We start from the raw sequence: 12158 nt of genomic DNA, 5'->3' as shown, positions 1-12158 counted from the left end.
GCTTATTCTCCTGTTAGTGGATTATAAGCAGTTACACAGAGTTTGGGAAACTCCCTTAAGCGCAGCTGTACCTTTTTTAACTTCAAAAGTAATCGTTACTTTTTGACCTACGGGTATATTAATACCAGTAATATTAAAGCCGCTACTATCTTCCTTACCTGCATTATTAGGGTCAATAGTACCTTTAGTAGCTTGCCCCGTAGTTTTGATATTATCTAGTGTTAGTGACTTTGCTATTACTAGTCCATCTGGGAGCAAGTCTGCGATGGCGACTTCAGTAGCATCGGTGTTAAACGAAGTTCTACCATCGTTAGTGATTACTACCTGATAAGTGGCAGTATCCTTAGCAAGGTTATTAAGATCTAGACCGTTAGTAAGGGTTTTAACAATACTAAAGGTAGGGAGCCTAGTGAAAGAGGTATCAGTGTTCACAAGTTTTTTATCGGCACCTAAAATCGTACTAACAGCATCTATTTCTAGTGTTTGAGTTTCCCCGCCTTTGTTACCAGTGGTTTTGGCATTGATAACAAATACAATGTAATGCCCTTTTTCTAGAGGAAACTCTTTGCCACTAGAGGCACCATATTTCGCACCACTTACAGTACGAGCTGTATCTTCAACTCCATTCTGATTATATATTTTATAGGAGACAGTAGAGTTCGCTGTATCATAGCCTTCAGGAGCTGCTGGTGTCGTGATAGCATAGTTATCAGTGCGGTTACCAGTATTAGTCAAAGTATGTGTAAACTCAACAAACCCATTAGGCGCTACTTCTTTTCCAGTGTTAGTGGTAGCAGGAACCAATGAGAAGGATGTTTGCTCTGTTACCGTTATTTTTACTGTGTTAGATTCGACTTCTGGTTGTATCTGACCACTCACATTATAGCTAGCGGTAGCTTTATTAGTAATCTCTACGCTCGTTGATGTTTTAACGGTCTCTACTGCATTAGCAGTCGTACTCATACCGAGCACAGCAGCGACGCCGATGGCTAACAAGCTGTAATTAAAAGTGTTTGATCTCATATGAGACTCCGAAATAGGTAAGGTTTAGAAGTTGGAATTCAAAGGTGATAAATGAAGTGCTTTGATGCGCTAATTAATTACCTTACTAGTCAACGATGGTATTAAGCGCCACAGCTGCAGACTTATTCGCTGGTAATAACTTAATATTCCAACGCAACATACGGTATTCGGAAAAAGGGATTTTGACCATTTTGCCATCGACTTTACGCATCAGTGGCATTTCAGCGTAGTTTTTGCCATCGATACTTGCCTGTGCGCTAGCAGGCGATACCTCGCCAGTAAAAGTCATATTGGCTGGAATAGGTAAAGTAACTGCCAAGTCGTTGATGTTTTCATTAATGGTATTGGTATAGGTGGCTTTGTACTGAATTACCGTACCAGTAGGGGCTGTCCGAACTGGTAAATAACTGATTTTGCCTTCAGCGTTTTTAACAACTTTGTTTGCGGTTAACTCCATTTTTAAAGCGTCATCAGCATGGGCTGCGCTCAATAAAAATACAGAAGCTAAGCTTGCTAATAAAGTATTACGTAAAACATTTAAACCTTTCATATTCAATCCTTTATTGGTTCATCACTATCTAGATATCTACCGTTTACTACCTGCATCGCTTTTAAATAGCATTTATGTACGAATAAGCGGCGAAATCGAATATACATTTATTGTATATAATTACAAATAACTTACAGACAGTCACTATAAAAGCGACAAAAGGAAGATTGAGGAGGCTGAACGGTAAAAGCCCTATCAATAGAGACAGGGCTTTTATTAAAAATAGAAGAGTGTTGATTTTTATTAAAAAAGTAAGGAAAAATAACTACTAAGGATTCATAGTTTTCCCATATTTAGTATTGAAGTATAAAGTTGCTTTTGATGTCGCTTTAGTTAGACTAAAAGGTCTAGATAGAATAAAGTCTATCGGTAGCGTAGAGGTTGGAGGATAAATTTCGGAAGAGCTTCCAATAGGTAAGGGCATGGTAAAAATAGACCTCATGGATTCAGTCTGTAATTTATCGGTAATTTGAATCTGCTGAAGCTCAACATTACCTCGATTATAAGCATCAATCTTATAAGCTATACATTTACCAGGCTCTATATCAACGGTAGGAGAGTTAATACTAAAACCAATAGTAGGAATCTCTCTGTCTAAGATGCTGACATAATTAAGATTGTTGTTACAGTCATGAATGTACTGTGATTTAATGAGTACTAAGGCAGCATAATCAGCCTGAACCTCGCCAAAATCTAGGTTACGTAAACTGTCAGTTTTGTAGTTAAAAGTATCAGGTTCTAAAGTTATTTCTCGAATGTTTGGCGTAGTATCGACACTATATTCCCACTTAATCGGTTCTACTTCGACTAAGCAAACCTTTGATCTACCATCTAATACGTTTGCTGGAACGGTAAATCTATATTGACCTGATGTCTGTACCAACTGCGGAGTGGCAATATTAGTACCACCATTGTCACCCATACAGTCAGTTAGTCGTATATTCAGATTAGGATGGCTTATTCCCAACTCTCCACTATCTAATTTGCCATTAAAGTATCTTTGGTCAGCAGTAAATTTAGAAGAGACATCTTGTTTAGTTTTTTCATCGGCTGCAATGTTCCCATTGTCATTAAAGACTGTGCCCGAAAAGACATAATTTGGTCTCGCTGTGCTTGAGACGCCAAAGCTTATCCATTCATTAAATGTCTCACCAATGACGGCAGCGTTAACAGCAATGTTGCCATTCATAATGCCTTCATAGGTAAGAGTCACTGATTTCGCTTTATTAGCATCAATAACGTATGTGCTAGCAGTGTTTTCGATACCATAGCTGACATAGCTGCTACCACTTCTTATAGTACTGCCTTCGCTCAGCGCAGTATAAGTGTTGGGTTGAGCATTAGATTTTAAGATATTAGCAAAAGTTGCATTCGTTGGTAATACGCCAGAGAGCGTTCGAAGTATTACCTGTCCGCTAGTGTTTTTAGTAGGCGTATAGGAATTAGCATTACCCGTGCCATAAAGTCGAGTAATATTATAATAATAAAGAGGATTGGAAGTAGAGTCGTCAATACGTAACTGTGGTTCTGACTTGGAGACATTTTCTTGTAAAGTGGTGTTAGAGAGCTTATTGCCCATAAAATAATCACCCATCGCATCATAAAAATAGGGTACGTTTGCATTTTTTCTGATGATCGCCGTGGCAACTGAACCAAAGCGACGCGGTTCAAAATCTGTATAGCTTAAGGTTTGGCGTGCTATCTCTGAGTTGCCACTGGTCGCATAAGTAGCTTGAGCCATCTTGATGGTATGAATGGAGTTATTGTCATTCGGTGTGATAGTAAACGTATATGAAAACTTATCTTCGTCATCATTTAACGTTCCTTGTTTCACATTATTTTGTATTTGAATACCATTAGTACCTACCTCAAAACTTTCCCCGTTATAACCCACAGAGGCAGAGTTACGCTTGATGGTAAACGTGCCAGTAGCCTTGTCTACAGTAGTATAAGTTCCTGAAGCGAGGCTGCCATTGAGGGCATCTCTATCAAGAACAAAAGTACCAAAACCAGTGGGGGTAGAAAAGGCTGTAATCGGCGTCACAATCGTTGTTAGTAACATAATTTGTTTGAGACGGGCAAAATGTATTAACTTATCATTATGCACCAGTAATAATCGACCACTCATAGCTTATCTCACCGTTAAAATAAAGTTATTGATAATTTATATTTTTGGGGGATTAGAGTGCATGATTTAGGCATAAATTATCTCAATGTAATATAACATTAAGCATACAATTGTTATTATAAAAGAGATGAAGTGCAGATTTTTCAGGTTAAACGGCTTAACTTAGTAAGTGTGTTATGAGATTCAATTCGCTGATTGGTACTTGGTGTTGAAGTAAAACTCTCTAGTGCTTTTTTTGCTTAAATTTAATTCGTTGGTTTTTACGATACCGTTATCACCAATAGCGACACTGTCAGTGGCATAGTCAGTCGCATTAAACGTAGGTCCAACTCTTATAGCAGTGGCCATTGCATTGTTAACCCCTTTCTTCTGTAGCACGTCACGTAGTACAAAATTAGTAATAGGTAGATTGGCACGATTGGTCGCTACTATCTTGTATGCGATGCATTCATCTGGCGTAATATCACTGATAGATGAGGTACTAAAACCATCTCTAGGTGAGTAGGTTGGATCTGATGAAGTACCAATATCAGTGTATTTTAAGTTGGGGGAGCAATCATTAATGTGCTGATATTTGGTTAATACAAGGGCAGAGTTGGCTGCTATAACTCGACCAAAATTATTGTCAGGGTAGATATCCTTATCTGCTGTAATGGTCAGTGGCTTATTACTTTTTGTGGTACGAACAGGAAAGTTGTTATCATTGCGACGCTCAACCAAACATACTTTAGTATTACCAGCGGTTTGAACTGTCGTAACTTTTAATGAATAAGTTCCATCAGCATTAACAGCTTGAGTCTTATAAGTGGTTCCTGAGCAGTCAGTCAGGTCGATAAAGCTACCAAAAATTCCTGCTTCAGCATTAGGAGGTGTTGAGTTGAATTCGCCATCAAAGTATTTAGGATTGTTGGCATAAATGCCGCTAGTGATATTGGCATTGAGTGCGTTTGCTTGGCTATCAGGGATACCGCCATTATCATTAAAGACTGTACCAGAGAACGTCAAAGTCGCGGGCGTATTAGTAATGGTACAAGTGATTTCATCGCCATAACCTACATTATTAATACTGAAAGAGCGCGTCTTCGTGGTCAGATTATAAATCATAGCCTCGCTTGGGATGGTTACAGAGGTTCCAGTAGTCGCATTATTACAAGTATAGGTCGCATTGTAGTTTGCGATATCACCCAGCGTACTACCATTCATAACGCGTTCTGTGATGGTATAGCTGGAGCCATCGACTAAGCTGACGACATCACTACTACCGTTAGCTATGGTAGAACCTTTGTCTGATGTGGTAAATATTTTTACGGTAGATGCACTGTTACCAATGCTAATCTCAAACTGATCACGTTTATTCTCAGTGTCGTTGACACGAGAGCCAACCAGTGTTTTGTTCACGATAATTTTTGGCGGTGCTAGACAGAAATAAAAGTCGGAGTAGCCGACGATATGGTCAGCAAAAGGGCTATCATCAAGATTTCTATGTTTCAAGCGTACAGGGCTTTTTGCGGGAGTGTATTTCCATGACGCATCAATGACACACTCTCCTAAGCCACATGTTTGTGCACGTTTACCACTGATAATATTATTACTATTATTAATATTTTGTAGGGTTCTATTGAAGCTTAGATTATCGAATATACCACCGTCTAGTGCCTCAACTTCTTGCTGATAACGAACTATTAAAGGACCTTGAGAGTCGACATCTTGTATCTTGTAGCCTATCTTACTGACATTTCGATTTACGCTGACGTTTAAAACGTGATTTTGAGTAGCTCGTCTACCATGTCTAGTATTAATCGCATCATCTGTGTTCTCATTACCATTATTATAAGTGCCGTTAGCAGGACCGGAACCACTACCAGCGCCAAAGAAGGGATTGCGGTTAGCGTTAACTTCATCGACTAAGTTATCAAAGGTTATAGTTAAGATTTTGTTTCCTGCAAAAACAAAGTCTTTAGTTTCGGTACCGGCCGACCAAATTAGATCCTGTGTAACTTTGGGCTCATAAGGTCGCGGGTTAACGGCGACTACGAACATTTTGTGATTAGCCGGATCTTGAGGATTATTTGGATTAGCAGGGCAAGTATAAGGAGAGGACGTAAAGCTAGGAGCTAGGTCACTAAAAGCAGCTTGAGCCACCGTACTGTTCATGCTTAATGCAGCAAACATAGAAAAAGTAAATAAGCCTGAAACTCGTTGGCGTTTTAAGTATTTATCGAGTCTCATAAGTACATACCTCTTGTTGTTTAATGCCCCATTAGCACCCTAAACGGCGAATATGCTTTTCTTATAAAATGGCATGGTATATAAAGATTGAATTTAAACATATACACAGTTATTTTCAAGCAAATAAGTTTAAAACAAGACGAACGGTCAAATAAAGCGATGGTTAACATTTTTGCTTAAAGAATAGACCTCTTGCAAAAGTAGCAGAGAATTTTACAATAACTGAAACACTCATAACTTTTTAGGAACCATGCCAAACATAGATAAGCTACTCAAACAAAGTGACGCTGGTTTTAAACGCTATACAGGCATTCTTAAAGCCACCTTTTATGACATGCTTGAGGCCATGCAAGAGCATGAAGCATCTAAAACCAAATCAGGCAGACCCAGCGTGCTCAGTCTTAAGGAGCAGATACTACTAGCCCTGACTTATTGGCGTGAATACCGCACGCTTTATCATATCAGGATGGACTTTGGTATTCATGAATCTTCTGCTAGCCGTATCATCCGTAAAGTAGAAGACACACTGATTGACTCTGGCAAGTTTGAATTGCCCAAAAAGCTGCCTAGTCGTGTCGATGAGGACATCAATTGGTCAGTCGTCATTGTCGATGCAACCGAAACCCCAATTGAGCGTCCAAAAAAAACCAAAGAGACTACTACAGCGGTAAGAAAAAACAACACACCTTAAAAGCGCAGGTTATCGTTCATTGGCAAACAGGGTTGATACTTGATGTGCAAACCTGCAAAGGGTCAATCCACGATTTTAAGCTGTATAAAGATACTTGCCCTGATTGGCTTCCTGACAATGCTAAATTACTAGCAGATAGTGGTTATCAGGGTATAGCAAAGCTACATAAGCAAACCTTCACCCCTTTTAAAAAGCCACGTGGTGGTCAGTTACTGGAGATATGCAAACAGGCCAATCACTATCTGGCAAAGTTCCGTATTGTGGTTGAGCACAAAATAGGCTTAATCAAGTTGTTCAAAATCGTGGCTCATAAATATCGTAACCGTCGTCAGCGCTATGATCTTAGAATGAAGCTGTTTGCTGGTATCATTAATTTCGAGCTAAACCTATGACTTTTGCAAGAGGTCTAATAAATATGACTTCTAACATTTTTAACAACAAATATTCATTTAAAAACTAATCACTATTTATTTCAAAAATACTTGTCATATTGGCATTTCTCCATAGCTATAAACAAATCCACAATAAGTACCTATAATAGAGTGTCATTATCATTTGATAGTGAGAATCGCATAGTGGCTATCGTTTAATTTTACAACGGTTTTTATTCGCGCCTAATGCTACTCTACAGTGATACGATTTATTTAGAGTTCTCTGTTATAACCCTGAACGTAAATGCGATGCTTAGATGCGGCAAGGAAGTTATAGGGAAGGCATCAAGTCAATCGATTGCTCATTAAGATACGTACCACCCTCTGATTTAATAACACCCTGTTATCGTGCAGGGCTGACTGATAAAAAGGATTAATAAAGATGAACTATTATAAGGATGCTGATAGCACCGAAACCCAAGAATGGCTGGAAGCCTTTGAGTCGGTTATCAAACATGCCGATAAGGATCGAGCGCAATTTTTATTAAAAGCGTTATATAACATGGCGGTACAAGAAGGGCTGCCATTCAACCGTCTCGATACCGCTTATATCAATACTATAGCGGTCGAAGATGAGCCAATGTACCCAGGCGACTTGACGATTGAACGTAAAATTCGTGCGCTGATTCGCTACAACGCCTTAGCTATGGTCATGCGCGCCAATAAAAACGATGATGATTTAGGCGGTCACTTAGCAACTTTTGCTTCAAGCGCGACCCTTTATGAGACAGGGTTTAACCATTTCTTTCGGGCGGCAAGCGATCACTTCGGCGGTGACATGATTTATTATCAAGGTCACTCAGCGCCCGGTATTTATGCGCGCTCTTATTTAGAAGGTCGTTTAGATGAAGAGCAGTTGGATAATTTTCGCCGTGAAGTCGGCGGCAAGGGTCTGTCAAGCTATCCGCACCCATATTTGATGCCAGATTATTGGCAGTTCCCAACCGTATCGATGGGTTTGGGCCCAATTATGTCCATTTATCATGCGCACGTGCATCGTTATATGGAAAACCGTGGCTTGCTAGAAAAAGAAGATCGCAAGATTTGGACCTTCTTAGGTGATGGTGAAACCGACGAGCCAGAAAGCTTGGGTGCGATTTCTCTTGCTGGTCGTGAGAAATTGGACAATTTAATTTGGGTCGTCAACTGTAACTTACAGCGTCTCGATGGTCCTGTGCGTGGTAACGGCAAGATTATTCAGGAGCTTGAGTCGGTATTCCGCGGTGCAGGCTGGCGCGTGATTAAAGTGATTTGGGGCGGTCAGTGGGACACCTTGTTAGATAAAGATACCACCGGCGTGCTTAAATATCGCATGGAAGAAGCGGTCGACGGCGAATATCAGTTGTATGAAGCGCGTACGCCTGAATTTACCCGTAAAGAGTTCTTTGGTAAATATCCTGAGCTAGAAGAGATGGCGAACGAGCTGTCTGACCATGATATTTCACGCTTAAACCGTGGCGGTCATGATCCGATGAAGGTCTATGCGGCCTTTAGTGAAGCGATGAAAACCAAAGGCCAACCGACCGTGGTCTTAGTAAAAACGGTTAAAGGCTATGGCTTGTCTAATCAAGCACAAGCGGTCAATAAGACGCATCAAATCAAAAAACTCGATCATGAAGCTTTGATGTATTTCCGTGACCGTTTTGACTTACCATTTACTGATGAAGAGTTAGAGACGCTACCGTTTTATCGTCCAAAAGAAGACTCGCTGGAGATGAAATACCTAAAAGGTCGCCGCGAAGCCTTAGGTGGTCATCTACCCAATCGCCGTAGTGGTCATATTCCATTAAATATTCCAGAGTTGTCTATTTTTGATCGCGTGCTAAAAGGCAGTAATGGTAAAGAGCAATCGACTACCATGGTGTTTGTGCGCTTGCTAGCAGCGATGCTAAAAAATAAAGATATTCAAGATCGCGTCGTACCTATTGTTCCTGATGAAGCGCGCACCTTTGGTCTAGAAGGTATGTTCCGCCAATTGGGCATTTATTCAGCTTCTGGACAGAAATATACGCCAGAGGATAGTGAAGCTTTGATGGGTTATAAAGAAGCCATCGATGGTCACATGTTAGAAGAAGGCATTAACGAAGCGGGCGCAATGAGTACATGGATTGCTCTGGCAACCAGTTATTCTGTCAACGCCTTGCCGATGATTCCACTGTATATTTATTACTCTATGTTTGGCTTCCAGCGTGTTGGTGACTTGGCATGGGCAGCAGGTGACTGTCAGGCACAAGGTTTCTTACTTGGCGCAACGGCTGGTCGTACCACGCTAAACGGCGAAGGCTTGCAACATCAAGATGGTCATTCGCAGATTTTATTTAACGTCGTACCGAACTGCGTGACTTATGACCCTTGTTTCGGTTATGAGCTGGCAGTGATTATGCATGATGGTCTACGCCGTATGTATGGTGAGGGCGAGCGCGTTTATTATTACTTAACTTTGATGAATGAAAACTACGAACAACCTGCCATGCCAGAAGGCGTGGAAGAAGGCATCAAGCGTGGTATGTATTTGCTAGAAGACAATGGTTCAAGCCAAGTTCAGCTATTAGGTTCAGGCGTTATTTTACGTGAAGTGCAAAAAGCGGCGAAAATATTACAAGACGAGTTTAATATCTCATCTAACGTCTGGAGCGTGACCAGCTTTAATGAGCTGACCCGCGATGGTATGGCTTGTGATGACTATAACCGCCTGCATCCAATGGATGAAGAAGTGGTACCATGGGTTACCGAACAGCTTGCCCCGCACGAAGGTATCGTCGTCGCAGCGACCGATTATATGCGCAATTATCCAGAACAAATCCGCGCGTGGTTGCCTGACAATCGCCCTTATACGACTTTAGGTACTGATGGCTATGGTCGCTCAGACACTCGTGAGCAATTACGTAGCTTCTTCCATGTCGATGCCGCGCACATTGTGGTTGCGACACTTAAGCGCTTAGCTGATGAAGGTGAGGTTGAAATGCGTCTGGTTAAAGATGCGATTTCAAGCTTTGGTATCGAAGCGGATCAACCGCCTGCATGGCAACAACAGCCTCATTATGATCATTTCCCAGATGCCCCAGGCCCTGACAATGTACATCCGAACCCTGTGCCAGAGTTTGTCAGTGAAGATGATGACGAAATAAGCAGCGAAGGCCGCGCAGAAGATCCAGCCGATGCCGCCTTACTCAATGATGACGACGTCAAAGAATAGCCCAAAGACAAGGCAACAATAATATAAGGAGAATTACGGATGGACATTAAAGCCCCCGATTTGGGTGTTGATAGCGCCGAAGTCAGTGAGATTATGGTCGAAGTTGGCGACGTTATTGCAAAAGACGACAATATTATCTTATTAGAATCCGATAAAGCCTCAGTAGAAGTACCAAGCTCAGCTGCCGGTAAAGTCACTAAAATTAGCGTGGCAGTTGGCGATCAAGTCAGCGAAGGCATGGTACTCATTGAGCTTGAAAGCGATACTGATGCTGACAGTGAAATCGAAAGCGACAGTGACAGCCAAAGCACTAACGCTGATACACAAAACAAAACAGACGCTGCTGCCGACAAACAAAGTGAAGCGCAGGATAATCATCAAGCAGATACTAATCCAGCTGAGGAAAATACTTCTCAACCAGCAAACCAAGCAGGCAAGACAACCACACACGCCTTGCCTGATCTAGGTGTTGATGAAGCGCAAGTGTCTGAGATTATGGTCAGTGTCGGTGATATGGTCACGGCGGATCAATCAATTCTACTTATTGAATCTGATAAAGCGTCGGTCGAAGTGCCAGCACCAGAAGCAGGCAAGGTTGAAAAAATATTGGTGCAAGCGGGCGATATGGTCGCCAATGGTCAAGACTTTATCGTGATTATTGGTGAAGGTTCAGAGAGCGCCAGTAATAAAGCTAGTGAATCTAAGGCTGATACTTCTGAGGCACAAGCGTCCAAGCCAGCTGAAGCAGAAGATAAGAGCGCTGATTTAGACCAAAAAGCCAACAAGCAAACGACTGGTGAGCCTAAACAAGCCGCTAAATCTACGGCTAATACTAGCACTGCAAATGATAAGCTAACCGAAGCACAAGTCAACGAAAAAATGGTCGATATTTATGCTGGTCCTGCCGTGCGTAAACTTGCGCGTCAGCTAGGCGTTGATATTACTCAAGTGACGGGTTCGGCCCTTAACGATCGTATCTTAAAAGAAGATTTGTTTGCCCATGTAAAAGACAGCTTGAGCAAGCAAAAAACTGCGCCTGTGAGTGGTAATATGGCAAGCTCAAGCCTGCCAAGCTTACCTGACATGAGTAATACTGAGATATGGGGCGAGAGCGAAGTACAAGATTTAAGCCGCCTACAAAAAGTCTCGATACCGCAGCTCAATTACAATACTTTGCTGCCGCAAGTAACGCAGTTTGATTTGTCAGACATCACGGACACTGAAAAATTACGTGGTGAGCTTAAAGGTGCTATGAAAGCGGAAGGTATCGGCTTCACGATTTTAGCTTTTGTCGTTAAAGCAACTGCTTATGCATTAACCCAGCATCCACGCTTTAACAGTCATTTGAGTGACGATAATACCCAAATTATCTTACGTAAAAGCGTCAATATGGGCATTGCGGTCGCGACGGATGACGGCTTGATTGTACCTGTTATCAAAAATGTGCAAGATAAAGGCTTAAAGCAAATCGCCATTGAGGTAGGCGAGCTTGCGGTCAAAGCGCGTGATAAGAAGCTCACGGCTAAAGAATTACAAGGCGCAAGCTTTACCATCTCTAGTCAAGGTAACTTAGGTGGTACCGCATTTACGCCACTGGTAAATTGGCCGCAAGTAGGAATATTAGGGGTATCAGAAGCCAGTATGCAGCCGCGTTGGAATGCTAGTAAGCAATCTTTCGAGCCGCGTCTGATGTTGCCGCTGTCATTGTCTTATGATCATCGGGTGATTAATGGCGCTGATGCTGCAGTATTTACCCGTTATATCGCAAGTTTGCTGGCAGATCCACGCCGCATTTTGCTCTAGGCTTGCTTATTCATTATAATTAGATATATTGTTAAAAGGACTGTCTGCGGATTAATGCCAGTCAGTTAAGGCAAAAACTCAATAAAAGTAATAAAATAGCCCATCTA

At 41.6% G+C, this 12158-nt stretch carries 7 protein-coding genes and 1 pseudogene; 4 read left to right on the top strand and 4 right to left on the bottom strand.

From position 1 onward, the window contains the following. Positions 1–21: 21 nt before the first annotated feature. The 4 genes from JFC07_RS12400 to JFC07_RS12385 all read right to left on the bottom strand — a co-directional run bounded on the left by JFC07_RS12400 (position 22) and on the right by JFC07_RS12385 (position 5930). Entirely contained in the window at positions 22–1023 is a 1002-nt protein-coding gene (locus JFC07_RS12400) for a hypothetical protein (RefSeq protein WP_227678275.1), read from the bottom strand. 85 nt (positions 1024–1108) lie between these two features. Continuing rightward, positions 1109–1573, bottom strand: coding sequence for a hypothetical protein (locus tag JFC07_RS12395; protein ID WP_198329158.1), 465 nt, complete (start codon positions 1571–1573; stop codon positions 1109–1111). Between the two features lie 268 nt (positions 1574–1841). Further along, positions 1842–3701, bottom strand: coding sequence for a hypothetical protein (locus JFC07_RS12390; protein ID WP_198329157.1), 1860 nt, complete (start codon positions 3699–3701; stop codon positions 1842–1844). A gap of 183 nt (positions 3702–3884) precedes the next feature. Next, on the bottom strand, positions 3885–5930 hold the full coding sequence (locus JFC07_RS12385) for a hypothetical protein (protein ID WP_198329156.1): 2046 nt from the start codon (positions 5928–5930) through the stop codon (positions 3885–3887). A gap of 250 nt (positions 5931–6180) precedes the next feature. Between JFC07_RS12385 and JFC07_RS12380 the strand changes: the two genes are divergently transcribed. The 4 genes and pseudogenes from JFC07_RS12380 (at position 6181) to JFC07_RS12365 (ending at position 12051) form a co-directional block, all read left to right on the top strand. Then, positions 6181–6621 carry a transposase family protein gene (locus JFC07_RS12380; RefSeq protein WP_198329155.1) on the top strand — a complete coding sequence of 147 codons (441 nt, stop codon included), beginning with the start codon at positions 6181–6183 and terminating at the stop codon, positions 6619–6621. Positions 6622–6629: 8 nt separating this feature from the next. Beyond that, positions 6630–7013, top strand: a pseudogene (locus JFC07_RS12375) (transposase family protein); the annotation flags it as partial. Positions 7014–7434: 421 nt separating this feature from the next. Continuing rightward, positions 7435–10248, top strand: coding sequence for a pyruvate dehydrogenase (acetyl-transferring), homodimeric type (gene aceE, locus JFC07_RS12370; protein ID WP_191692513.1), 2814 nt, complete (start codon positions 7435–7437; stop codon positions 10246–10248). Between the two features lie 39 nt (positions 10249–10287). Then, complete coding sequence (locus JFC07_RS12365; RefSeq protein WP_198329154.1) at positions 10288–12051, top strand: 2-oxo acid dehydrogenase subunit E2; 1764 nt, start codon at positions 10288–10290, stop codon at positions 12049–12051. Positions 12052–12158 lie beyond the last annotated feature (107 nt).

The organism is Psychrobacter faecalis (genome assembly GCF_016107575.1).
In the GTDB taxonomy this organism is placed as follows: Bacteria; Pseudomonadota; Gammaproteobacteria; order Pseudomonadales; family Moraxellaceae; genus Psychrobacter; species Psychrobacter faecalis.
The sequence above is the reverse complement of the archived record's forward strand: the minus strand, read 5'-3'. Positions and strand labels throughout refer to the sequence as shown.

Bases quoted from the DNA above. Each gene is read 5' to 3' on its own strand.
- JFC07_RS12400 (WP_227678275.1), bottom strand. From the start codon at position 1,023: ATGAGATCAAACACTTTTAATTACAGCTTGTTAGCCATCGGCGTCGCT.
- JFC07_RS12395 (WP_198329158.1), bottom strand. From the start codon at position 1,573: ATGAAAGGTTTAAATGTTTTACGTAATACTTTATTAGCAAGCTTAGCT.
- JFC07_RS12390 (WP_198329157.1), bottom strand. From the start codon at position 3,701: ATGAGTGGTCGATTATTACTGGTGCATAATGATAAGTTAATACATTTT.
- JFC07_RS12385 (WP_198329156.1), bottom strand. From the start codon at position 5,930: ATGAGACTCGATAAATACTTAAAACGCCAACGAGTTTCAGGCTTATTT.
- JFC07_RS12380 (WP_198329155.1), top strand. From the start codon at position 6,181: ATGCCAAACATAGATAAGCTACTCAAACAAAGTGACGCTGGTTTTAAA.
- aceE (WP_191692513.1), top strand. From the start codon at position 7,435: ATGAACTATTATAAGGATGCTGATAGCACCGAAACCCAAGAATGGCTG.
- JFC07_RS12365 (WP_198329154.1), top strand. From the start codon at position 10,288: ATGGACATTAAAGCCCCCGATTTGGGTGTTGATAGCGCCGAAGTCAGT.